This is a genomic window from Streptomyces tsukubensis (assembly GCF_003932715.1).
GTDB lineage: Bacteria > Actinomycetota > Actinomycetes > Streptomycetales > Streptomycetaceae > Streptomyces > Streptomyces tsukubensis.
In genome coordinates this window covers 2,901,685-2,924,110 of the sequence record NZ_CP020700.1, presented here as the reverse complement: position 1 = coordinate 2,924,110, position 22,426 = coordinate 2,901,685, and the positions used below count along the sequence as shown (strand labels likewise).

General features: G+C 73.2%; 19 protein-coding genes. All 19 read right to left on the bottom strand.

Annotated features, from left to right (window positions below; translation table 11 throughout):
* Nucleotides 1–155 precede the first annotated feature (155 nt).
* Nucleotides 156–1,358, bottom strand: coding sequence for an acyl-CoA dehydrogenase family protein (locus B7R87_RS11190; protein WP_006348923.1), 1,203 nt, complete (start codon nucleotides 1,356–1,358; stop codon nucleotides 156–158).
* Nucleotides 1,355–3,259, bottom strand: coding sequence for an FAD/NAD(P)-binding protein (locus tag B7R87_RS11185; protein WP_006348924.1), 1,905 nt, complete (start codon nucleotides 3,257–3,259; stop codon nucleotides 1,355–1,357). The genes B7R87_RS11190 and B7R87_RS11185 overlap by 4 nt, the downstream gene beginning before the upstream one ends.
* Nucleotides 3,260–3,348: 89 nt before the next feature.
* On the bottom strand, nucleotides 3,349–3,594 hold the full coding sequence (locus B7R87_RS11180; protein WP_040916097.1) for a hypothetical protein: 246 nt from the start codon (nucleotides 3,592–3,594) through the stop codon (nucleotides 3,349–3,351).
* Between the two features lie 258 nt (nucleotides 3,595–3,852).
* The gene (locus B7R87_RS11175) at nucleotides 3,853–5,025 is read right to left on the bottom strand and encodes a 2Fe-2S iron-sulfur cluster-binding protein (RefSeq protein WP_006348926.1); all 1,173 of its coding nucleotides are present in this window, start codon (nucleotides 5,023–5,025) and stop codon (nucleotides 3,853–3,855) included.
* A gap of 64 nt (nucleotides 5,026–5,089) precedes the next feature.
* A complete protein-coding gene (locus tag B7R87_RS11170; protein WP_006348927.1) occupies nucleotides 5,090–6,586 on the bottom strand; it encodes a phytoene desaturase family protein in 1,497 nt (498 codons plus the stop codon).
* A gap of 130 nt (nucleotides 6,587–6,716) precedes the next feature.
* Nucleotides 6,717–8,387: a class I adenylate-forming enzyme family protein gene (locus B7R87_RS11165; RefSeq protein ID WP_006348928.1), complete on the bottom strand. Its 1,671-nt coding sequence runs from the start codon at nucleotides 8,385–8,387 to the stop codon at nucleotides 6,717–6,719.
* Nucleotides 8,374–10,269 (bottom strand): lyase family protein, encoded by a 1,896-nt coding sequence (locus tag B7R87_RS11160; RefSeq protein WP_233168810.1) that lies wholly within the window; start codon nucleotides 10,267–10,269, stop codon nucleotides 8,374–8,376. Before B7R87_RS11160 ends, B7R87_RS11165 begins: the two co-directional genes overlap by 14 nt.
* Nucleotides 10,266–11,006: a 4'-phosphopantetheinyl transferase family protein gene (locus B7R87_RS11155; protein WP_130585037.1), complete on the bottom strand. Its 741-nt coding sequence runs from the start codon at nucleotides 11,004–11,006 to the stop codon at nucleotides 10,266–10,268. Before B7R87_RS11155 ends, B7R87_RS11160 begins: the two co-directional genes overlap by 4 nt.
* A complete protein-coding gene (locus B7R87_RS11150; RefSeq protein ID WP_006348931.1) occupies nucleotides 11,003–12,157 on the bottom strand; it encodes a C45 family autoproteolytic acyltransferase/hydolase in 1,155 nt (384 codons plus the stop codon). Before B7R87_RS11150 ends, B7R87_RS11155 begins: the two co-directional genes overlap by 4 nt.
* 20 nt (nucleotides 12,158–12,177) lie before the next feature.
* The gene (locus B7R87_RS11145; RefSeq protein ID WP_040916099.1) at nucleotides 12,178–13,122 is read right to left on the bottom strand and encodes a beta-ketoacyl-[acyl-carrier-protein] synthase family protein; all 945 of its coding nucleotides are present in this window, start codon (nucleotides 13,120–13,122) and stop codon (nucleotides 12,178–12,180) included.
* An 85-nt stretch (nucleotides 13,123–13,207) separates the two neighbouring features.
* Nucleotides 13,208–13,684 carry a MaoC family dehydratase gene (locus B7R87_RS11140; protein ID WP_006348933.1) on the bottom strand — a complete coding sequence of 159 codons (477 nt, stop codon included), beginning with the start codon at nucleotides 13,682–13,684 and terminating at the stop codon, nucleotides 13,208–13,210.
* Nucleotides 13,681–14,145: an FAS1-like dehydratase domain-containing protein gene (locus B7R87_RS11135; protein WP_006348934.1), complete on the bottom strand. Its 465-nt coding sequence runs from the start codon at nucleotides 14,143–14,145 to the stop codon at nucleotides 13,681–13,683. The genes B7R87_RS11140 and B7R87_RS11135 overlap by 4 nt, the downstream gene beginning before the upstream one ends.
* 129 nt (nucleotides 14,146–14,274) lie before the next feature.
* A complete protein-coding gene (locus tag B7R87_RS11130; RefSeq protein ID WP_006348935.1) occupies nucleotides 14,275–15,747 on the bottom strand; it encodes a UbiD family decarboxylase in 1,473 nt (490 codons plus the stop codon).
* On the bottom strand, nucleotides 15,744–16,439 hold the full coding sequence (locus B7R87_RS11125; protein ID WP_006348936.1) for a non-oxidative hydroxyarylic acid decarboxylases subunit B: 696 nt from the start codon (nucleotides 16,437–16,439) through the stop codon (nucleotides 15,744–15,746). The genes B7R87_RS11130 and B7R87_RS11125 overlap by 4 nt, the downstream gene beginning before the upstream one ends.
* 97 nt (nucleotides 16,440–16,536) lie before the next feature.
* Nucleotides 16,537–17,055: a hypothetical protein gene (locus tag B7R87_RS11120; protein ID WP_040916100.1), complete on the bottom strand. Its 519-nt coding sequence runs from the start codon at nucleotides 17,053–17,055 to the stop codon at nucleotides 16,537–16,539.
* The gene (locus B7R87_RS11115; protein WP_006348938.1) at nucleotides 17,052–17,660 is read right to left on the bottom strand and encodes a beta-ketoacyl synthase chain length factor; all 609 of its coding nucleotides are present in this window, start codon (nucleotides 17,658–17,660) and stop codon (nucleotides 17,052–17,054) included. Before B7R87_RS11115 ends, B7R87_RS11120 begins: the two co-directional genes overlap by 4 nt.
* A complete protein-coding gene (locus B7R87_RS11110; protein ID WP_006348939.1) occupies nucleotides 17,657–18,808 on the bottom strand; it encodes a beta-ketoacyl-[acyl-carrier-protein] synthase family protein in 1,152 nt (383 codons plus the stop codon). The genes B7R87_RS11115 and B7R87_RS11110 overlap by 4 nt, the downstream gene beginning before the upstream one ends.
* A 423-nt stretch (nucleotides 18,809–19,231) precedes the next feature.
* Complete coding sequence (gene fabG, locus B7R87_RS11105; RefSeq protein ID WP_006348940.1) at nucleotides 19,232–19,939, bottom strand: 3-oxoacyl-ACP reductase FabG; 708 nt, start codon at nucleotides 19,937–19,939, stop codon at nucleotides 19,232–19,234.
* Between the two features lie 551 nt (nucleotides 19,940–20,490).
* A complete protein-coding gene (locus tag B7R87_RS11100) occupies nucleotides 20,491–21,903 on the bottom strand; it encodes a transcriptional regulator (RefSeq protein ID WP_006348941.1) in 1,413 nt (470 codons plus the stop codon).
* Nucleotides 21,904–22,426: the final 523 nt, after the last annotated feature.

The following is a 22,426-nucleotide window of genomic DNA, read 5'->3' as shown; positions in this document are numbered from 1 at the left end:
GGCACGGGCTGGCTGCCCTGCACGGGGTGCACGCGGTGCACGCGATGAACGCGGTGAACAACGTCGTCTCCTTCGCATCGGTGGATGTCCCCGGCGGTGGTCCCGGACAGGGGTTCCGGACAGGGGTTCCGGACAGGGGTTCCGGTGCCGGGCCGTCAGCCCGCCAGTGCGGCCCGCCGGTTGTCGAGGGCGTCGGCGACGGCCAGCCGCAGCACGTCGTTCGCGCCCTCGTAGATGCGCAACGAGCGGATCTGCCGGTAGAGGCGCTCGGGTACGCCGCCCCTGACGACCCCGGCGGCGCCGAAGAGCTGGACCGCCTCGTCCACGACCCGCTGCGCGGTCTCGGTGGCGTGCACCTTGGCGATGCCCGCGTGCCGTCCGAAGCCCGGACTGCCCCGGTCGCACTCCCAGGCGGCCCGCGCCACCAGCAGGGCGGCCGCGTTCAGCCCGATCTCCATATCGGCGAGCCGGGCCTTGACCAGCTGGAGGTCGTACAGGGTGCCGCCGTAGGCCCGGCGGCTCCGGGTTCGGGCGAGTGCCGCGTCGGCGGCCCGGCGGCCGAAGCCGCAGGCGGCCGCGCCGACCGTGATCCGGAACCGGTCCAGCAGCTCGACGGCGACCACGAAGCCCCGGCCCGGCCGGCCGAGGACCGCGTCCGCGGGCAGCCGGCAGTGTTCGAAGACGAGATGGCCGAAGGAGCGCGGGGCGATCGCGTCCAGCTTCTGCCCGACGCGCACCCCGGGCGTTCCCGCGGGCACCAGGAAGGCGGTCAGCCCCAGCGGGCCCGGGCCTTCGCCGGTGCGGGCGATCACCACGTACAGTCCGGCGATCGTGGCGTGCGCGATCCACGCCTTGTGGCCGTCGAGGACCCAGTCGCCGCCGCCGGTGCGCCGGGCGGCGAGCGCGACCGCCGCGAGATCCGATCCGGCCTCCTGTTCGGAGACCGCGAAGGCGCCGATCAGCGAGCCGTCCGCCATCGAGGGCAGGAACCGCTTCTGCTGTTCGGGGGTGCCGTGCCGGATGATCGGGGTCGCGGCCAGGGACTGGATGGAGTACGCGAAGTCCGCCAGGTCCTCGGCGTAGGCGAGGGCCTCCCGGGCCAGACAGAGCGCCCGGATGTCACCGGGCAGTCCGGACGGGGCGGCGGCCGGGTCGAGCCCGGAGAGCCAGCCGTCCTCGCCGAGGACTCCGACCAGCCGCCGCCCGGCCTCGTCGGGGTCGGTCCGCCGGACGGTGTCCCACAGTTCGCGGTAGCTGTCGCACCAGACGCCGATCTCGCCGGCCAGGCGCCGGTGCCCGTCGTCGTAGAAGGGGAGTTCGAGGAGTTCGGGGTCGAAGCTGGTGACCGTGTCGTTCATAGCCCCAGCACCGCCCTGGCCACCGCGTCCGCGTCCTCCAGGATCACCGAGCCGACGCCGGGGCGGATCCCGGCCGCCGTCGCCCAGTGGACGTTCTCCGTCGGCACCCCGAAGGCGAACCGGCGCGGATGGGGCACCCCCGCCGCGTCCACCACCCGGTAGGGCCGCGGAGTGACCTCCAGACCACCGGTCTCGTAGCCCTCGTACCCGTCACCGCCCTCGCTGCCCGGGTCCGGATCCGGTATCCGGTACGGGCGGCACTGGCCGGCCGCCAGCATCCGGCGCAGCAGCGGATCGGTGCTCCGCCGCAGGTCGGGGTCGGGGATCCGGGCCTCCACCAGGGTGGTGGCCCGGATCTGGGAGCCGGGGACCGCGTCGGAGCCGAAGAGGAAACCGGCCCCGCCGGGGTCCCGGCGGACCCGGGTGCGGGGGCCGACGACGGTGAGCAGCCCGCAGTCGATCAGGGCCGCCATCTCCTCGGCCCGCGACGGCGGCGGGCCGATGGAGAGATAGGCGTTGAGGGGGGTGAACCAGCGGACGACCTCGTCGCGGTAGGAGGTGCCGGTGATGCCCGCGTGGTCGATCGCGAGCCGTACCTCGTTGCGCAGATCGCGCAGTACGTCGAGGGCGGCCTTCAGCGGGTCGTCGAGGTTTCCGCCGCGGGCGTGCCGGACGTCCTCGCGGAGATGGGCGGCGAGCCACCGGTTGAACTTCCCGGGGTCGGTGAAGACCCGGCGGCCCCAGGGGCGTTCGGCCCGCTCCCACTTCCATTCGTCCTGGGCCCGGACCCCGTAGCGGCGCAGGACCGCGGTCCGTCCGGCGGCGGGCGCGGCCAGATACTCGGCCAGGAAGCGGTCGGCGGTGGGTGCGTCGGCCCACTGGGCGACCAGCGCCCGGTGGTAGACGGTGGCGACCTCCGCCGACAGCAGCGGCCAGACGTCCCGCCGGAACGTCGCCCCGGGGCGGGCCCGGATCCGGCGGACCGCGTCCAGGGTGAGGAACAGCGGTTCGTGCCGGCCCGCCGCGCCCTTCTGGTTCTCCCCGCGGGACTGGTACGGCACTCCGCGCCGGGATCCCGCGTACAGCACGGGCTCATGGCCCGACGGCAGATACTGGAGGCCGCCCTCGGGCGCGGGGGAGGGGACGTATTTGCCGCCGCGGCCCTCCGTGAGCAGCGCCATCAGGTCGAAGAATGCGAGACCGAGGCCGCGCAGGGCGACCCGTTCCCCGGATTCGACGGCTTCCAGGCCGGTTTCGAGGTCGGCGGGGTTGGCAGGCGGGTGGTAGCGCAGCCCGTGCTCCCGGGCGTACGCGGCCAGCTCCCGCTCCTCGCCGGAGAGTTCCGCCGGGCCGTGGCCGAGGGTGAGCACCACGGCGTCGAGGCCGGTGATCCGGGTGCCGTCGTCGAGGGTGAGGCTCTGGCCGCCGGTGTCCTCGTCGAGCGCGACGGCGGTGGCCCGGTGGACGGTGACGGTGAGCCCGGCCGGGGCTTCGGCCACCAGCCGGCCGAAGACCCACTCCAGATAGCGGCCGTAGCGGGCCCGGGAAGGGTAGTCGTCCGGTCCGAGGTGCTCCGGCTCCGCCCATTCGGCCCGGGGCCCGGGACGGTCCCCGGTGCCGGGCCGCCGGAGCCAGTCGTACAGGCTGGGCCCCGGCCGCACCGGGCCCGCGCACGGCACGCTGTCGTCGGTGAACTGGCTGACCTGGGAGGTCACCGTGTTCATCAGCAGATGCGGTGACTGCCCGGTCCGCCAGGTCCGCCCCGGCCCCGGCGGGTACGGGTCGACGACATGGACCGCAAGGGCCCGCCCCGGAGGGTGGTTGGCGCACAGCCGCTCGAACACCGCGAGGCCGCGCGGACCGAGGCCCACGACACAGATCGCGCCCGCCTGCTCCGGCATCGTCGTCTCTCCTTCGTCCGTCCGGTCCCGTCGATTCCCGTTGTCCCGCTGTTTCTCGGGTGGTTCCCGTGCTCGCCCGTGGATTTCTCCTATCCGGCCGAACGGCGCGCGGCCTCCGCCACGAATTCCCCGAAGGTCAGGCTGGGCAGGGTCTCCATCTCCTCGTCGGAGAAGGTGACGCCCTGGTTGTCGAGCTGCATCACCAGCTCGGCGACGGAGAGGGATTCCAGTTCGAGTCCACCGTCGCCGAGCGGGGTTTCATCGGTGACCGAAGACACCTCGAAATGCATGTCGCGCAGTGCATCGACAATGACTTTACGCAGGTCAGAGGACATGGATAAGCCTCCTATTCGAAGTTTTTGGCGCAGCGGGGAGCTATCGAGGAAATCCCCGTGAAGGGCGCGGAAGGGAATCCCCGAGGGGGTTGATTCATTCCCTGGATTCAACGATCCGGCCAGAAGTCAAGCAAAGCATATTTCCGCGGGGACACCAAGAGGTATGCGATTGTTTTTAAGTTTTATGGCTTTATGTTTCCGGTGGCGGGTTTTCCGGGTTTCTCGGGTGTCCCGGTTTTCCCGGGTGTCCCGGGAAACTCAGAAGTCGAGTTCCACGTCCTCCAGGGGATAGGCGACGCATGCGTGCGCGTATCCGAACCGGCGGTCCGAGGCACGCAGCCGCGCCTCCTCGGCATGGAAGACCTCGCCCGAGCAGACCCTGACCCGGCAGAGCGCGCACTCGCCCGAACGGCACGACGCCTGCGGGCGCAGCCCGTTGTCCTCCAGCGAGTCCAGCAGCGGCCGTCCGCGCGGCACTTCGAAGCTGCGGTCCCGGACGGTGACCATGACCGTGCCCGCCGGATCGGCCCCCGCGGGCCAGCGGGGGTCCGCGGGCGGCGGCAGGGCGACGCTGTTGGCCTCCAGCCTGATCCGGCGGCGGGGCTGCCCCAGCGAACGCAGCTGCCCGACAAGTTGGGCGTACCGGCCCGGCGGACCGCACAGATACGTCATCCGGCCGTTCAACGGGCCGGCCAGCTCGTCGATCAGGGCGGCGTCCAGCGGCCCCACGGCCCCCGTCCACCCGGGCTCCGGCTCCGAGACGACATGGTGGACCGTCAGCACATCGGGGCGCTCCCGCGCGATCCGGTCCAGCTCCTCGCGGAAGATCACGTCGTCCGCCCGCTTCGAGCCGTACACCAGCGTCATCCGGCGGTTCAGCCCGCGGTCGAGAACGTCACGGATCATGCTCATCGCCGGGGCCACCCCCGAGCCGCCCGCCAGGAACACCAGGTCGTCGCCGTGGAACAGGGGGTCGTGGAAGAAGGTCCCGATGGGTCCGTCGCTGGTGAACTCCGCCCCGGGGACGGTGGTGTCGAGGAGGTGGTTGCTCACCAGACCGCCCCGCAGCCTCCGTACGGTCAGGTCGTAGTGGTGCCGTTCGGCGGGCGATGAGGAGATGGAGAACGCCCGGCTGGTGACCAGCTCCCCGATCCGTACCGTCAGGCTGATGTACTGCCCGGCGAGAAAGGCCGGCAGGGGGCCGCCGCCGGAGGCCCGCAGCCGCAGGGTCTTCGCCGTCGCGGTCTCCTCGACGACCTCGGACACGGTCAGCGCGAGCCCCGTCGGATGGTAGGCGGCGGCCTCGGCCCAGGCGTCGTCCGGATGGCGTACGGCCGCGCTCTCGGCTGCCGCGGCCCGCCGTTCGATCTCCTCGACGACTTCGTCGGCCCCGTCGAAGAGCCGGGCCAGTGGATTGACGGACGGTGGCATCAGTGGACCTCGTTCCCGGAGCCGGACAGTACGGATGAGACGGATGAGGGGACAGGGCGGCGGTTCAGAGGACGGCCAGCAGCCGGCGGCACATCCGGGCCGCGGTCACGATGGTCGAGTTGTAGCCACCGGCGGTGACCCAGTTGCTGACCAGCACCACCCCGGGGACATTGGGTTTGATGTCGTCGTCGTGGAACAGCCAGCCGTCGGTGACGTCCTGGTCGAAGCCGTAGATCGCGCCCCCGGGCTGGCTCAGATAGCGCTTCATGGTGATGGGGGTGGCGATCTCGGCCTCTTCGATCACGTCCCGTACCTCGGGCGCGACCGTCTTGAGCAGCTCCAGCATGGTTTCGGCGTACGCGTACTTGGCCCGCTGGTAGTCGGCGACGGGCACCGCGTCCCAGGGATCCGTGTACTGGAGGGTGATCAGATTGAGCTGGGTGGCGCCGGGCGGCGCGCCGCCGTTCGGCTTGACGTCGTAGCAGCTCGCCAGGATGAACGGCGCCGGGTCCAGGGAGCGCATCCCCCGGGCCACGGTCTCCTCCGCCAGATCCGTGTGGACGAAGTTCGCGGCGGTGGTGAACCCCAGTTCGGCGGCGGGCGCGTCGAGCCCCAGATAGAGCGCGGTCGCCGAGACGCCCATCCGCCGCGACCCCAGATCGCGCAGGACGGCCGGGGGCACGTCCGCCGGGTCGAGGAGCCGGGTGTAGGTGGTGGTGGCGGGCGCGTTGGAGACCACGACCTTGCAGGACACGGTCTCACCGTCCGCCAGCCGCACCCCGACCGCCCGGCCGCCGCGGGTGACGATCCGCTCCACGGCCGTATGGAAGCGGACCGTCCCGCCCGCTTCGGTGAAGGACTCCAGCATCGCGTACGACAGCGCCTGGCTGCCGCCGACGACCTGGTACGGCTTGGTCTCCACGAACAGCGCCAGGATCCGGGAGAAGTCCATGAACGACATCCGGGACGGCAACTGCCCGTTGTACGACCAGTACGAGGCCAGGACGAACTTCAGCCGCTCGTCGGTGAAGAAGTCGTCCAGGACCTCCCGGAACGACCGCAGCCCGTGCCGCCGGACCTCCGTCATTCCGGTCAGCCGTTCGATCTCCGCGTCGATCCGGTGGAGGTTGCCGCGGGCGGTGAGCTGCCACAGCCCGACGTCCCGGACCAGCTCCAGAAAGGCCGCCAGCGCCGCCCGCTGCCCCGGATAGTGGCTGTCGAGCACCTCCGTGATGCCCTGCCAGTCCGCGGGCAGCGTCACATCCAGCACCCCCGGCACCACCGTCCGGTACAGCTGGTCGTCCTCGATGAACTCCACCCGCCGGGTCACGTCCATCTCGTCCAGCACCTGCCGCAGCGGCGCGGGCCCGCCCATCCCGCCGAGCTGGTGCAGCGACACCTCGAACTCGAAACGCCCCCGGACGAAGGTGGTGGCCGCCCCGCCCGGCACATTGTGGCGCTCCAGCAGCAGCGTCCGCTGCCCGCCGCGCTGGAGCGTGGCGGCGGCGGACAGGCCCGCGTTCCCCGCTCCGATCACGATCACGTCGTAGTCGACGCTCATTGCAGAGTCTCCTTCCGGACGCCCGGAGTTCGGGCCGCGGGACGGGACGGGGGAGCCCCGCCCCGCCGCCGCGGTCGTACGGGACAGGCCAGGCGAGCCCCGGCCCGCTGCCGCGGTCGTACGGGACGGATCAGCAGCCGCCGATCAGCTTCCGGGCCTCGGCCCGCACCACCCGCTTGAGGACCTTGCCGGTGATGCCGACGGGGATGGTGTCCTCGGTGACGATCGCCGCGCCCGCCACCCGCGGCAGCCCGGCCCGGCCCAGCGCCTCGTTGATCCAGGCCGTCGGATCCTGCGGCGCCTCCGCCCCCTCGACCAGGTTGACCAGGGCGTACACCGTCGCCACGCCCTCGTCCTCCCAGCCGAACTCCACGCCCTCGTCGGCCAGTCCGACCACCGTGCAGTCGAGGATCTCCGGGTACTCGCGCAGCAGCACCTCCTCGGTGTAGGCGCTGTAGACGAACCCCTCCTCCGTACGGATCGCGTCCGTCGTCCGGTCCAGGTGGTAGAAGGTGTTCGCGGCGTCCCGGTAGGCCAGGTCACCGGTGAGGAAGTAGCCGCCCAGCCACTGCTTGTGCCAGCGGACGTTGTCGTTCCAGAAGCCGGGGGTGAGCGATTTGGAGCGCACTCCGAGCCGGCCGACCTGCCCGGGCGGCAGCACCGAACCGTCCTCCCCGACCACCGCGGCCTGCGCGAACCGCATCGGGCGGCCGATGCAGCGGCCGATCACCGGACCGCCCGCCCGGTGCACGAAGTCGAAGAGCACATAGCCCATCTCGGTCGACCCGAACATGTCGATGAAGATCGCGCCCGGGACCTTCTTCGGCTTCAGATCGGGACCGGTGGCCGTGTGGTAGCCCTTGTCCAGCAGCCGCCGGATGTGGACCGCGTGGGCCGCGTCGCCGGAGGCGTAGTACGCCTCCACACTGGTCAGGTCCCGGTCGGTCAGATCCTCCGCCGCCATCTCCGTGAAGGTGTGCGTGAAGCCGAAGACGATCGTCGGACGGTGCTTCTCGATACCGTCGAGCACGGCCTTCCCGCTGGGGTCGGTGTAGTGCACCACCGGCGCGCCCAGGGTCAGCCCCAGCAGGGTGTTCGACATCGCTGACACATGGTGGCCCGGCAGCGCCAGCAGCCGCTTCCGGGTGGAGCAGTCGAGACCGTCCGCCAGCCTGCTCAGCGCGCCGTGGAACAGGGTCTCGTGGGTGTGGAACGCCGATTTGGGGATGCCGGTGGTGCCCGAGGAGTGGGAGATCAGGATCGGGTCGCCGGGGGCGTGCCGGAACGGGTAGGCGGCCGGGCGGTGCTCCCGGTTCCCCGGCTCCACCTCCGACTGGAGCGCCACGAACAGCGGCGGCTCGTCGTCGTCCAGATGCGCCAGCAGATCCGCGTGCCAGGGCTCGCGGGTCATGATGCCGACCACCCGCTGACGGCGGATGTACTCCCGGCGCGTCTCGGCCGGCATGTTCGCGTTCACCAGCGAGGCGATCGCGCCGATACCGGTCAGCGCCATCAGATTGAGCGCGAAGTCGGTGATGGACGTCGAGACGATCGCGACCGCGTCCTTCGCCCGCACCCCGGCCCGGGTGTAGAAACCTGCGTACTCGGCGACCACCTCGTGCAGTCCGCCCAGGGTCAGCACCTCGGGACGGCTGCCGTCCGGGGCCCGCCAGGTGCCGTCGAGCCACAGCACCTCCTCGTCCAGGGAGCGGCCGTACAGCGGGAGCCGGTGGATCACGTTCCCCGCGCCGAGCGCCGCGTCGGCGAGCACCTTCTGCCGGAGGTCTTCACTGATCATCATCTGCGGTCTCCGAATCCTCGTCGTCCTCGTCGTGCTCTGATACGTGCGGTGGGTGCTGTTCGTGCGGTACGGGCCCGGCCGGGCCCGGATCCGGCGGGGGTGCGGCGGCCCGGCGGACCGCCCGGTCCACCAGCGGCCCGGCGGCGCCCAGATAGCCCGCGGGGTCGAGGAGTTCGCCGGGCGCGAAGGACACCTCGTCCGCGCAGCCCGCCTCCGCGAGGGCCAGCCGCAGCGCCTCGACCGGCGGGATGCCGTCCTCCGTGCCGCGTACCGCCCGGGTCACGATCTCCTTGGCCCGGGTCCGGCCGAGATCGGCGGCGAGCGCCACCGACAGCCGCTCGGCCACCAGCCCGGCGCCGGTCAGCGCGGTGTTGGCGCGCACCCGGTCGACGGAGACGGCCAGCCCCTCGGCGAGTTCGGCCGCGGTGTGCGCCGCGCCGCCGGTGAGCCGCAGGCACTGCCGCAGCGGCTCCCACTCCGCATGCCAGGCGCCCGCGGACCGCTCGTCCTCCGCGACCACCGACTGCTGGAGCACCAGCGCGTACACCGGCACCTGCCGGGCGGCCGACGCCACCAGGGTGCTCAGCACCGGATTCCGCTTCTGCGGCATCGCCGACGACCGGCCGCGGCCCGCGGCGGCGGGCTCGACGACCTCACCGATCTCCGTCCGCGTCAGCACGAGCACATCGGCGGCGAACTTGCCGAGCGCGCCCGCGGCCAGGGACAGTACGGCGCCGAGTTCGGCGACGGGGGTACGGACGGCGTGCCACGGCACCTCGGGGGCGGCCAGCCCCAGCCGCCCGGCGACCAGCTCCACGAGCCGCAGCTCGGGATGGTCCCCGGCCGCCCCGGCCGTGCGGAGCTGGTCGTGGTAGGCGGCCAGGGTGCCCGCGGCGCCGCCCATCGACACCGGCAGGCCCCGCGCCAGCAGGGCGCCCACCCGGTCGTGGGCGTCGGAGGCGAGCGTCAGCCAGCCGGCCGCCCGTAGGCCGACGGTGGTCGGCACGGCGTGCTGGGTGAGGGTACGGGCGGCGGCCGGGGTGTCCCGGTGCGCCCGGGCCAGTGCGGCCAGCGCCGTACGGATCCTTCCCAGATCGCCGTGGAGCAGTTCCAGGGCCCGCCGGGCGACGAGCATCGCCGCCGAGTCCAGGACGTCCTGACTGGTGGAGGCCGCGTGGACGTACCGGGCGGCCTCCGGATCGGCGGCGGCGACGAGTTCCGTGAGCCGGGACACGAAGAACACCACCGGATTGGCGGCCTCCCGCCCCCGCCGCGCCAGCGCCACCGGGTCGAGCCCGCCGCCCGCCCCGGCCGCCCGCACCGCGTCCCCCACCCCGTGCGGTACGGCACCCAGCTCGGCCTGCGCATCGGCGAGGGCCCCCTCGAACTCCACCATCGCCGCCAGCCACGCCTCGTCCGAGGTCACCCCCTCCACCGGCGTCCCGGCCCACACGGGCGCCAGCAACCCCGCATCGGTCCCGGCGCCGGGGCCCTGCCGGGTGGGTTCACCGGCCGGACGGCCCTCGGCCCCGCTCAGGCGGCCGGACGCCGCTGCGGGTGTTCCGGCGCCCCGGCCTCCGGAGTTGTGGCCGGTGGGCTCAGCGCCCGGACGGCGGGCTGCCGTCGAAGACGGTTCCGGTCCGGTGCCGGGCGTGGACTCCCCGGCGGTGGACGTGCCGCCCGCGCCCGCGACCGGAGCGTTCCCGCCCCCGGCCGGGTCGCCCGCCGGCGGCGCCGGGTGGTCCGCCCGGCGGCCCGGGCCGAGGGCATCCGGTCCGGGACCCGGGTCCCGGACGCGGGAGCCCGCCGGGCGCTCCGGGCCGGGGCGCTGGGCGTCTCCGGGTGCCCCGGAGACCCGTACCCCTTCCGCCTTCTCCGTCATTGGGCCACCCCCACCGGCCGCGGCGGCTCCGTCGCACCGCACGTCACCACCGCCGTCATCACCCGCGGCAACGGGCCCGCCGCGCGCGGCCCGCGACCTGCGGACGCCACCGCCAGCCGGTCCGTACGGCCCCGCCACACCGCCCCGCCCGTACCCCGGATGCCGCCGAGGGCACACCGCGCCGAACCGGGCGGGCGGACCAGCCGCACATCGCGGCCCCCGCGCGCCAGCCCCCGCCCCGACGCCTTGACCGCCGCCTCCAGCAGGGTCCAGGCCGAGAAGAACGCCTCCGGATCGTCCAGCCCGCCGAGCGCGGCCGCATCCGGATAGACCGTGCCCAGCACCCGGCCGCCCGCGCCCACGGGCCGTACCAGCTCCACATCCACCCCCACCGGCCCGCCGTGCCGCACCGCGACCAGCAGCACCCCCGCCGACCGCGACCAGCTCACGTACCACCCCGGATGCTCCGGCAGCACCGGCCGCCCGCCCGGCTCCACCGCCAGCCGCACCCCCGCCGCACTGCCGCCCAGCACCCCGGCCAGGGTGCGGCGGACCGCCGCCCTCGACCGGACGTACACCACCGCCGCCGCCGGATCCCGGAAGCGGTCGGCGCGCTCCCGCTCCGACTCCGACAGCACCGACCACGCCGCCGGATCGTCCCCGCCCGCGCCCGCCGCGTGCAGGTCGATCAGCCGGCACTCCACCGCCGCCCGCGGCGGCCGGACAGCCGCGCTCACGACCCGGCCGTCCCGGTCAGCGCCCGCGCGCTGAAGACCCGCGGGGTCTCCGACGGCCGCGAGCCCAGCAGATGCAGATCGCCGAAGGCCGGCCGCATGGCCACCATCGCGACCGTCCGCTCCCGCCGGATGTTGCCGTTGCCCGGCACGAAGACCGGCGGCGCCGACAGCAGCGCCAGATGGTCCCCCGGCAGCGCCGCCTCCGGCAGGGCGTCGAGCCGCAGCGAGCACGCCTCCAGCCGCCGCAGCGACGAATTGCGGGCGAACACGTTCAGCTTGTCGTACGGGATGAACTCCCGGTGCAGGAAGTGGTTCGTGTGCACGGTCCGCAGCGCCCGGACCGTGTGCATCCGCCCGTCGAGGAACTCCGTACACGCCGCGCCCCGCGGATCGCAGAGCGTCAGCGACCGCGAACTCGCCAGTTTCAGCCCCTCCAGCACCCCCAGCGCCTCGTCCACCGAGCCCGCACTGTCCAGGACGTGGCGGACCGCCAGATAGGGCGGCAGCCCCGGCCGCCACCGGCCGCCGAGGACCAGGTTGATGCCGACGGCCAGACCGTCGCTGTTCATCCCCAGATAGCCGAGGAGCCCGCCGAAGCTGAGGACCAGCACCCGGCGCGAGCCACCCGCCCGGTCGATGGACAGCAGCCTGCTCTGGTCGTCGAGATCGCCGCTGAGATCGACGGTCTGCGCCAGCACCGTATGCGGCCCGTTCGGATCGACCCGGGCGTAGGTCGTGCAGTCGCCGCCCGGTCGGCGGATATCGCGGTAGCCCGTGATCTCCCGCCGCAACTGGAGCAGCAGCGCCTGCTCATGGCTGATGCCCGCGCCCGCCGCCAGCCCCCGGATCTCCTCCGCCAGCTCCGGCACCGCGGTCTCTATCTCCCGGCGGAAGTCCGTGATCAGCGGCCCGAGACCGGCCGTCGTCACCGGGGTGTCGAGGAGGTGGTTGATCCGGGCGAGCCCGTCGTCGAGGAACGCCCGCAGCCCGGCCGCCCGCGCGGCGCCGTGCTGCCGCCCCAGCTCGAAGGGGTCCCCGGCCAGCCGCAGCAGCGCGGCCGGGGCCCCGGCACCGTCCCCGGGAACGTCACCGCCGTCCGGCCCGCCCGCTCTCCCGGTTCTGTACGTGTCGTGCTGTCCGTGTCGGTGCATGGTCCGGCACACCCTTCCCGTCAGGGGCACTTGCGGAGCAGTACGCCGTGCCGGGCCCCCGGCACGCTGGACGCCAGCAGATACAGCCCGTCGTCCGCCGCCTCTCCAGTGGCGAGCAGATCGGCCAGGTTGATCAGTGGATCGGCGGCGAAGCAGTGCCCGAGGCGCTCGATGTTCCCGGTGCGCATCCGGTCGAGGCCGAACCCGGCCTGCCGCTCCTTCATGGTGATCAGCGGCCGCACCAGATTGGCCGGCAGCAGCGCGGTGACCTTCTCCGGAGGGACGCCCGCCGCCCGCTCCAGCCGCTCGTTCACGGCGACCGAGAGCCGGGCGTCGATCCGGTCCAGCCGCCCCAGCACCTCCGGGTCCTGCGCGGACGCGGTGGCGAGCACCCTGAGCCGCTCCCGCTCCGGACCCTGCTCCGCCGCCCCCACCAGACAGCTCGCCGCGCCATCGCTGAACAGGGCGAACTTCTCCAGCCGCTGGGATTCGTCGAGCACCCGGTCCGTGGTCACCACCAGCACCAGCCGGTTGCTCCCCGACCGGACCAGGGCCTCCGCCACCCGCAGCCCGGCGAGCAGGTTGTTGCAGCGGTTGAGCGTCACCCCGCAGGTGAAGCCGGTCCGGGCCAGCCCGAGTCCGCGCAGGACCGCCCCGACGAGCCCCGCGTGGTCGTCGACGCCCTCCGGGAACGAACTGCTGCACACGATCAGCCCGTCGACCGTCTCCGGATCCGCCCCGGCCGCGGCCAGGGTCGCGGTCCCGCTGGCGACGGCGAGGTCGGCGGTGTCCCGGGAGGTACGGAAGAAGCTGCCCCAGCCCCAGGTGCCGGGCGCCATGGGGATGCCGTACCGGGCCACCTGTCCCGCGAGGTCCGGCACGGCCGTATAGGGCTCCTCGGTCTCGCCCAGCACATAGCGGGGCGCGAGCAGGAAGACCGGGGAAGACACCGGGGAAGTGCTCATCCGTCCTGGGGCTCCGTTCGGGATCGCCGTGCACGGGCAGAAGGGAAGGTGGGGGAGGGGCGGCCTGTCGGTCGAGCCGGTCCTGTCAGTCCTGTACGGGGGGCGGTTCGGCCCGCAGGCGGACGACCGCGCGGGCTTCGCTCAGCACCTTCGTACCGCCGCAGGTGACCGTCAGGTCGATCCGGACCAGGCCGTCGCCGAGCCACCGCGCGACCCGCCCGCCGACCTCGACCAGCGCGCCCCCGGCGTCGTCGGGGACCGGCACCGGCCGGCTGAACCGGGTGCGGTACTCGACGACCGCGCCCGGATCGCCCGTCCAGTCGGTGACCGCGCGGGCGGCGATCGCCATCGTCAGCATGCCGTGGGCGATGACATCGGGCAGTCCGGCCTCGCGGGCCACCCGCGGGTTCCAGTGGACCGGGTTGAAGTCCTCAGCGGCGCCCGCGTAGCGGACGAGATCGGAGCGGGTGAGGGTGACCGTCAGCGTCGGCAGCTCCGTACCGTCTCCGTCCCCGGCCGGATCCACCGCGGAAGCCCTCGCCCCTGCCGTGTCCGTGGTCATGCGGGTTCACCTCCTTCCACGGCGCTCAGCGCCACGAACGTCATATGGGTGGTGACGACATGGCTCCCGTCGCCGTCCGCCAGATCCGCGCGGAGCGTCAGCACGTCCCGGCCGCGCAGCCGCTGCGCCCCGGTGATCTCCAGCACGGTCACCAGCCGGTCGCCCGCCAGGACCGGCCGGGTGTACTCGAAGCGCTGGTTGCCGTGGATCAGATACGTGGGGTCGAAGCCGATGTCCTCGTACCGGAAGACCTCCTCCATCGCCCGGGCGACCACGGCGAACGGGAAGGTCGGCGGGGCGGGCACCGCCGGATGGCCCAGGGCCCGGGCGGCTTCCGGATCGGTGTAGACGGGTGCCGGATCGCCCACCGCGCGCGCGAACCGGCGGATGGTCTCCGGCTCCACGGGATAGGGCGTGGCGGGTGGGTACGTCGTACCGACGCATCCGGTGTCGAGTGGCATATCGCTTCCTTCGGTCGAAGGCCCCGGAGGGGCACGGAACGCGGGAGCGGGGGGACTTCACGGGCCGGTGCCGGTGCCGGTGCCGGTGCGGGGTGCGGCGGTGCGAAGGGCGGCCCGGCTGACGCGGCGTCAGTCGTCCCAGTGCTCGACGACCCTCCGGCGTACGTCCTCCGGATACGCCTGCGCGAACGACGCGTGCCGCAGCCGCCCCTCGCCCCAGGCCGGCAGCAGCCCGTCCACCAGCACGCTCGGGCCGCGCATCGCCGTCCGCTCCTCCGGCGAGAAGCACGACATGAACGGCAGCACCCGGCCGTCCCAGAACTGCCGCCGGTCGCGCGGATGGAGCCGGGTCGCCAGCGCCCACAGCAGATCGCGGTCGTCGGCCGGGTCGATGTCGTCGTCCAGGACATAGGTGACGGGCAGCATCGCGCTGGGGCCGCCGCCGTTGTGCATCACCTCACCGATCCGCCGGACGAACTCCGCACTGTCGGCACCCGGCAGCACCGAGCGCCAGTTCTCCGGGACGGTCACCACCGCCCAGTGCATGGCGGCCGCGAACGGCACCCACACCGTCGTCACCGGCAGCCCCGCGGCCCGCAGCGCGTGCAGCACCTTCGCCGCCCGCCCGGTGCCGGTGACCGTGTGGTACTCGTCCGGCGGCCGGCCCTCCGCGACCAGCGGCCACACCGGTTCGTTCCGGTGGGTGATCGCCTCCACCGAGAAGACGGGCTGCTGGGAAGTGTGCGTGGAGGCGTATCCGGCGTACTCGCCGAACGGCCCCTCCAGACTGTCCCGGCCCACCGACAGATGCCCTTCGATCACCACCTCGGCACCGGCGGGCACCTCCAGATCGACCGTCTCGCAGCGCACCAGCTCCAGCGGCTCCCCGAGCAGCGCGCCGATGTAGCCGGCCTCGTCGACCCGTTCGGGCAGCGGGATCCCGCCGACGAAGGGGATCGCCGGGGCGCCGCCCTGCACCAGTGCGTACGGCATCGGCTCGCCGCGCTCCGCCCACTGCTCCCACACCAGCCCCAGATGCTGCGGCGGAACGACCAGACCGGTCATCCGCCGCCCGTCGAGGCGCATGATGCGGGTGATGGACCAGTTGGTCCAGGAGCCGTCCGGGGTCTTCGCGATCACGACGCCCCAGGTGTTGAGGTAGTCGCCGCCGTCCTCCTCGTGGATCCGGGGGATCGCGAACCGGTCCAGGTTCGCGTCCGCACCCAGCAGGACGTTCTCCTTGCAGGGCGCCTGCTCCCGCGGCACGGTCACCGGCGGCACCGGCGGCGCGTCCCGGGTCCGTACGAGATGGTCCACCAGCTCCGCCGCGCCCGTATCGGCGGGCAGCCCCACCGACAGGGCGATCCGGGCCAGCGGCAGATCGGGCCGGGAGCCGACCCCGGCCGGGGCGCCGAACAGCCGCATCCCGATCCGGTCCTCCGCGACGGAGGTGAACAGCGGCGCGGGGGAGCGCAGTTCGTAGGAGCGGCGGGTGATCGCCGCGGCTTCGAGGTCGGCGCTGACGGTCCGGTCGACGGTCCGCAGATCGCCGAGGGCGTCGAGGGCGTCGAGGTACGCCCGCAGATCGGTGAGGTGCTTCATGACGCCCCTCCAGGGGTCGCGGCGAACGGCCGGACGAACGGCCCGGCCTCCGGTCCGGCCGGGCGGGCCGGGGGCATGCCCTGCCAGCGGCGGGCCCGGTGCGATGCGATGCCGAACTGGTCGAGGACGCGGGCGACCAGATGGTCGACCATGTCGTCCACCGACGACGGGCGGTTGTAGAAGGTCAGCACCGGCGGCATCACCACCACACCCATCCGGGACAGGGTCAGCAGATGGTCGAGGTGGATCTCGCCGAGCGGGGTCTCCCGGGGCACCAGGACGAGCCTGCGCCGCTCCTTGAGGGTGACATCGGCGGCGCGGGTGATCAGACCGTCGGCGTAGCCGGTCCTGATGGACGCCAGGGTCTTCATGCTGCACGGCATCACGACCATGCCGTCGGTCCGGAAGGAGCCGGAGGAGATCGCGGCGCCCTGGTCCTCGGGGGAGTAGGCGACATCGGCGAGCGCGGCCACGTCACGGGCGGTCAGATCGCTCTCCGTCTTCAGCGTCGCCCGCGCCCAGCGGCTCATCACCAGATGGGTCTCGACGTCGTCGTGCTGCCGCAACTCCTCCAGCAGCCGGATGCCGAGGACCACACCGGTGGCCCCGGTCAGCGCCACGACCAGACGCCGGGGACCGGCCGCCCCGGCCGGGGGCGCCGGAGTCCGGCAGCGGTTTCGTTCGGTCGGCATCACACGGCTCCTCTCACGATGCCTGGTCGGTCGGTGGTCTCGGTCGGCGGTCTCGGGCCCGGTACGCGGCACTCCGTGCCGTCCACCGCGGCCGCCGTCAGTTCGCGGTCTTCAGACAGGCGCGGAAGCGGCAGGTTTCGGCGCCCTCGCGCATACAGGCCACGACCTCGTCGTCCGCCGTGACGCCGATGCCTTCGAACCAGCCCGCCCGCAGGTCGAGACAGGGGCAGTCGTAGCCCTCCAGGGAGCGGCTCGCGGCCAGCATCTTCAGCGCGAAGTGCTCGCTGACCTCGGTCTCCCAGACGCCGTCGGCCTCGTCGAACTCGGTGGCGTCCAGCCGGACCATGGCCCGGGTGAACATCAGCCCGGCCAGCTCCTGAAGGACGGCGGCCACTTCGCGCGGCCCGCTGTCGGGCGGGGTGGGCTTGCGGCGGCTGTAGAGGGTGGCGACCCGGCGCGCCACGAACCGCATGACCTCGGCGTTCAGTTCGTTGGCCGCCTCCTGGCCGAAGCGGGTCTTCACCGCCTGGTACCAGCGGGCGTCGTGCAGCCACCACGACCGGCGCAGCAGCGCGATCTCGGAGGAGAGCGGGAACTCCACGGCGCGCTCCCTCATTCCGCCACCCCTTCCGCGCCCGGGGCCGCGGCGGCGGCCCGGACCAGCAGCGCTTCCGCGCTGTCGGGTTCGCCTTCGTCGACGCCCAGTTCGACCAGCACCACCAGGACGTCCCGGGCGCTGCCGTCCTCGGCCAGCAGCCCCGCCAGCTCCAGCCCCTCGGCCCACGGGTCCCCGGCCGGGCTGATGCAGATCACCGGGCCGCCGAGCCCCCAGCGGGCCGACACCACGCCCAGCACGGCGCTGGGCACCGACTGGTAGAAGAGCAGCGGCGACGCCTTGGTGCCGCGGTCGACGGAGCCGGTCACCGCGGTCTCGGTGGCCATGTCGCCCAGCCGGGAGACCAGCACCAGACCGGTGTCCCGGCCGTCCTCGGGGGGTGCGGGCGCGGTGCCGTGGAAGGCGGTGAGACAGCGGTCGGCGACATGGGCGAAGAGGGGGCCGAAGGAGGAGGCGGTGAAGCCGGGGAGGTTCGGCGGGCCGCCGGGCCGCTCGGCCGGATCCCAGCCGGCCCGGGCCAGCACGGTCAGCCCCGCGGCCGTGGCGGCGTCGGCCAAGGCGGTCGGGAGGGCGGCGGTCGTCGTGGCTGTGGGGGCGCTGGTCATGGTGCGCTCACCACCAGCGCCGTGTTCGCGCCGCCGAAGGCGGAGTTGAGACTGACGGCATGGCGGACCTCCCGCTCTCTGGTGGTGTCGAGGACGAGGTCGAGCCGGCAGTCCGGGTCGGGCCCCAGATAGCCGGAGTTCACCGGCAGCAGACCGGTCCCGACGGTCAGGACGGTGATGACGAGTTCGACCATTCCGGCGGCCTGGAGGGCGTGCCCGGTCAGCGATTTGGTCGAGCTGACCGGGATCCGCTCCGCCAGCTCGCCGAACACCCGGTGCATTCCGGCGGTCTCGGCCGAGTCGTTGTACGGGGTCCCGGTGCCGTGCGCGTTGACGTAGTCGAGGTCGCCCGGGCCGAGCCCGGCCCGGCGCAGCGCCAGTTCGATGGAGCGGGCCATGCCCAGTCCCTGCGGATGCGGCTGGCACACATGGTGGGCGTCGCCCGCCATGCCCCAGCCGGAGAGCCGGGCCAGCGGGCGCATTCCGCTGCGGCTGCCGGCCGCCTCCAGCACCACCACGCCCGCGCCGTCACCCAGCAGCAGACCCTTGCGCCCGGCGCTGAAGGGCCGCAGCCTGCCGTCGGCCGCCAGGGCCCGGCCCGCGTCGAAGGTGGTGAAGGACTCGGCGTCGACCAGATGCCCGGCCGCGACCACCACCCGGTCCCGGCGGCCGGTCGCGATCAGCACGGCCGCCTCGGCCACCGCGGCGCCCGCCGCGACACAGGCGTTGATGTACGTCCGGCCCGGAGCCTCGAAACCGCACTCCTGCGCCAGCCACCGCGCGGTATCGCCGATGGGGCGTTCGCGCTGTTCGGCGCGGGGCAGCCGGGAGACGGCGGGGTCGGCGTGCCGGGCGGCGAGCAGCAGGCTCTCCGCACGTTCGGCGGGGGAGAGCCCGGCCTGTTTGCAGGCCTCCTCGGCCAGGGTCTTCAGCTCGGTGTCCAGGTCGAGTTCGGCCGGGCCCTGGGCGGCGATGCCCACCCGGTAGCGGCCGGTGTCGAACCGGGTCACGGGGGTGAACGCGGGGACGCCGGAGCGGATCCCCTCGCGCAGGGCGTCGACCCCGTGCCCGTACCCCGTGGTCACCGCCATCCCGGTGAGGACGACGGGCCGCGGGGTGCGGTCCGCCGCTTCGGTGGTGGGTGTCATCCGTTGCCTCCTGGCGTCGGTACGGAGCGGAGGTCGTCCCGGCGGACGGACCGGACGGATCCGGCCGACCGGGCGGGCCGGGAACCGCCCCCGGCCCGGATCTCTGAATTCCGTTTACTGCCGGGCCCGGTCGGCGGATTCCGGTCAAGCCGCCGGAGCGGGGAATTCCGGCACCCGGTGCCCCGGTCCCGCCTATTCGGCCGGCGGCGGGGGCCGTTCCTTCCCGGCCCGGGATTCCCGGCCGTTCCGTATCCCTGTCCGGGCCCGTCCCCGACTCCGTACCAGTGCTCGACAGGGCTTCTGCCCGAGGTTCCGTTTGTGCTTCCGGCTGGGGTTCCGTTTCTGGTTCCGTTTGTGGTTCCGGTGCTGCCCCGGTATCCGGTCCCGGCCGGGTATTCCCCGGGTTTTTCCGGCCCCTCCATGTCAGTGCCCCATTCCCATGCCGCCGTCCACCGGGACGACCGCACCCGTGATGTACGAGGCCCCGGGCGACGCCAGGAACTGCACGGCGGCGGCGATCTCGTCGGGGTCGGCCATCCGCCCCAGCGGTATCTGTCCGACGATCCGCCGACGCTGGGCATCGCTGAGCGCCTCGGCCATCGCCGTGTCGGTGAGCCCGGGTGCCACCACATTGGCGGTCACCCCGCGCGGCGCCAGCTCCCGGGCGAGCGAACGGGCCAGCCCGATCAGCCCCGCCTTGGACGCCGCGTAGTTCACCTGGCCCGCGACCCCGCTCAGCCCGGCCGTCGACGAGATGATCACGATCCGGCCCGTCCGGGCCTGCACCATCTGCCGGGCCGCCCGCCTGACCACACGGAACGTCCCTGTCAGATTGGTGTCGAGCACCGTCTGGAAATCCTCGTCGGTCATCCGGATCAGCAGCCCGTCCCGGACGATCCCGGCATTGGCCACCAGCACCTCGACCGGCCCGTGCGCGGCCTCCGCCTTGGCGAACGCCTCGTCGACGGAGGCCGGGTCGAGGACGTCGCAGGCCACCCCGAGCAACCCCTCCTGCGGAGACCGGCCCGACCGGCAGGCCACCGCCACCCGGTCGCCCGCCGCGCCGAGCCTGCGGGCCACGGCCAGACCGATTCCCCGGTTTCCTCCGGTGACGAGGACAGAACGGCTCATGAACAAACTCCAGCCCGGTCGGTGGTCGTGGAAAACAGCATCGTGCCGCCCATTCCGTACCGGGTTCCGCAGGAAGTCGACAATGGTTCAGTCCACCAAAGACGGAAGCCGAGTTCACCGGTTCGGGCACATAAAGTCTTGGCGCAGCGTTTCCGGATTCGCCATATGGCACGGTGTGCCTCGCCTGTGCCTCGCCTTTCGAGCGCCGCACGGAGCACACCGGGAGCACACTGTTTTCCGCCACCGGCGGCCGGACCCGCACCGCCCCGCGGCCCGGACCGGACCGGACCCGGGCCGGAGCCGTATCCGCACCCGGACGCCCTGCGGCCGCCCGGCACCGTCCCCTGTGCCGGGCGGCCGCAGGCCGTCGTACTGCCACCGGGAAGACCACCGGAAGACCCGCATCGGTCTCCCGTTCCCCGGAACTCCGTTCGCCTCACCGTGCGAGCGTCATGCCCCGCACGGTCCCGGGCTCCGCCGGACCCGTCCGGCGGACCGCGCTCCTGCTCCGGGGGCGCCGCACGGCGGAGCCGTACCACCCCCGCCGCGGCTCAGCGCCGCTCGTGACGGGCGGCCCGCAGCGCGACCCGGATCCGTTCCGCCGCGGCTGCCTGCACCCCGCCCAGCAGCGCCGATGCCTTCGCCTCCGACTCCGCTCCGCCCACCAGATCACCGAGCGTCAGCTGTGCCTCGGCCGCCCGCAGCAGATACATCGCCCGGACCACCGGCGGCAGGTTCAGCCCCGGGCCCTGGCGGCTGAAGAGCGGGTCGAAATGCCGCAGCGCCCGCTCCGGCTGGTGCATGTCCAGCAGCGACACCGCGTCGATGCAGCTCAGCCAGGACTCGGAGCGCAGCGGCAGGATCGGCAGCCCCGCCGCCGATGGGGTGCTGAGCGCCCGCCGCCCCGCCGCCATCGCCCGGACCCGGCCCATATCGTCCCCGCGCTGGGCGTGGATCCGGGCGGTCTGGGCGTACAGCAGTGCCTGGAGCGCGGGGTCGGCCGTCCCGTTCGTATGGCGGTCGAGCAGTTCCCGTACCGCCGCCAGCAGTTCGGCGGCCTCCTCGTGCATCTCCAGGTCGAGGTACTGGCCCACGTGCATGGTGAGCACGGCGGCGGCCACCTCGGGGTCGGCGGCGGCCGTGGCGCACCGCAGCGCGGCGACGTAGAACCGCTGGGCGTTGACGTGCTCGCCCTGCACCCGGGCGATGAAACCGCAGACCGACAGCCCCTCGGCGGCCAGGACCAGGACCTCACGGCCGGTGTGCAGGGCCTCCGGGGAAGCCAGGAAGTGGTCGGCGAGATGCCGCAGTTCCAGCTCCGTCGCGGGGGCCAGCCAGCTCGCCGAGAACTTGGCCGCGAACTGGTGCAGCGTCCGCAGCCGGGTACAGGCCTCCAGCAGGGAACCCGGTTCGGCGCTCTCCGCCTCGGCGGGCGGCATCCGGCCCACGACCCCGCGCAGCGGGACCGTCGGAGCCAGCGACACCTCCTCGCTCACCGCGTCCAGCCAGTTCTTCACCAGCGACCGGGCGGCCCACCCGGTGGCCAGCAGATACTCCTGCTGAAGCTGTTTGCGGCCGGCGACCGCATCGAGAATGGCCTCGGGGACCGCGGCACGGGTCCACGGTAATTCCAGCTGCCGGGTGTCGCCGTTGGCCAGGTGCAGCCAGTCGGGCCAGTCGAGCCTGAGGACCTCCTCCTGCGGGACGGCGTGGATATGCGCGATGGCGAGCTGCGCGGTGCGCTCCGGCACCGCGCGCCCGGCCTCCCAGCGGGAGACCTTCTCACGGCGGGCGGCCATCTGACCGAACCCCAGTTCGGCGTGGGTGGTGGCGATCAGCTGTGCGTACTCGCCGTGCGTGTAACCGGCCTTGGTCCGCAACGCAGCCAGGGGATGGCGGTTGCGCCCGGTGGAACCGGGGAAGCCGGGAAAGGGGGATGGGGAGTTCCAGGTATCGCTGCGCATGAACGTGGTGCCTCTCGGTCGAGTGCTTCCTGTGCTGGACCGGGTGGTTGGTCGGGCCGAGACAGAGCCCTCCTGCACCCTCGGAGCCCGAGGGACGGAGGCCGTGCTCCAAAGCGGTGGACGACGAGCCCGCGGGGGGAAGACGCCGTACGCGTCGACCGCGGCGGCCGGACCGGTGAGTACCGGGCGGGGGTCCCGCACCGGGACTGCCCCACCACTCCTCCCGGGTCCGCCGGGTGCGGCCGTACGACGGCAGCGGAAACCCTGGGCGCTTCAGCGGGTCTGACACCGGGACCCGTGAAACACCGGACCACCTGCCCGGAGGCGGTGGTCCGCGGCACGAAAGGCTTTCGAAGGGTAAGCGCCCGGCCGCGCGCAGGTCCGGCGCGCCCGGCCTCCGGCGCCCCGCCGCGTCACCGCCCGACGGCGGTCCGCCGGGTCCGTACGGTGGGGGAGCGCCATGCGGCAGAGCGGGCACAACCATCCCCTTCATGACACAAGAAACATATTGGGTCCTTGGGAA

Excerpts from the sequence above, each read along its gene's own strand:
- B7R87_RS11190 (WP_006348923.1), bottom strand. The coding sequence starts at position 1,358 with ATGAACGACACGGTCACCAGCTTCGACCCCGAACTCCTCGAACTCCCC.
- B7R87_RS11185 (WP_006348924.1), bottom strand. The coding sequence starts at position 3,259 with ATGCCGGAGCAGGCGGGCGCGATCTGTGTCGTGGGCCTCGGTCCGCGC.
- B7R87_RS11180 (WP_040916097.1), bottom strand. The coding sequence starts at position 3,594 with ATGTCCTCTGACCTGCGTAAAGTCATTGTCGATGCACTGCGCGACATG.
- B7R87_RS11175 (WP_006348926.1), bottom strand. The coding sequence starts at position 5,025 with ATGCCACCGTCCGTCAATCCACTGGCCCGGCTCTTCGACGGGGCCGAC.
- B7R87_RS11170 (WP_006348927.1), bottom strand. The coding sequence starts at position 6,586 with ATGAGCGTCGACTACGACGTGATCGTGATCGGAGCGGGGAACGCGGGC.
- B7R87_RS11165 (WP_006348928.1), bottom strand. The coding sequence starts at position 8,387 with ATGATGATCAGTGAAGACCTCCGGCAGAAGGTGCTCGCCGACGCGGCG.
- B7R87_RS11160 (WP_233168810.1), bottom strand. The coding sequence starts at position 10,269 with ATGACGGAGAAGGCGGAAGGGGTACGGGTCTCCGGGGCACCCGGAGAC.
- B7R87_RS11150 (WP_006348931.1), bottom strand. The coding sequence starts at position 12,157 with ATGCACCGACACGGACAGCACGACACGTACAGAACCGGGAGAGCGGGC.
- B7R87_RS11145 (WP_040916099.1), bottom strand. The coding sequence starts at position 13,122 with ATGAGCACTTCCCCGGTGTCTTCCCCGGTCTTCCTGCTCGCGCCCCGC.
- B7R87_RS11140 (WP_006348933.1), bottom strand. The coding sequence starts at position 13,684 with ATGACCACGGACACGGCAGGGGCGAGGGCTTCCGCGGTGGATCCGGCC.
- B7R87_RS11135 (WP_006348934.1), bottom strand. The coding sequence starts at position 14,145 with ATGCCACTCGACACCGGATGCGTCGGTACGACGTACCCACCCGCCACG.
- B7R87_RS11130 (WP_006348935.1), bottom strand. The coding sequence starts at position 15,747 with ATGAAGCACCTCACCGATCTGCGGGCGTACCTCGACGCCCTCGACGCC.
- B7R87_RS11125 (WP_006348936.1), bottom strand. The coding sequence starts at position 16,439 with ATGCCGACCGAACGAAACCGCTGCCGGACTCCGGCGCCCCCGGCCGGG.
- B7R87_RS11120 (WP_040916100.1), bottom strand. The coding sequence starts at position 17,055 with ATGAGGGAGCGCGCCGTGGAGTTCCCGCTCTCCTCCGAGATCGCGCTG.
- B7R87_RS11115 (WP_006348938.1), bottom strand. The coding sequence starts at position 17,660 with ATGACCAGCGCCCCCACAGCCACGACGACCGCCGCCCTCCCGACCGCC.
- B7R87_RS11110 (WP_006348939.1), bottom strand. The coding sequence starts at position 18,808 with ATGACACCCACCACCGAAGCGGCGGACCGCACCCCGCGGCCCGTCGTC.
- fabG (WP_006348940.1), bottom strand. The coding sequence starts at position 19,939 with ATGAGCCGTTCTGTCCTCGTCACCGGAGGAAACCGGGGAATCGGTCTG.
- B7R87_RS11100 (WP_006348941.1), bottom strand. The coding sequence starts at position 21,903 with ATGCGCAGCGATACCTGGAACTCCCCATCCCCCTTTCCCGGCTTCCCC.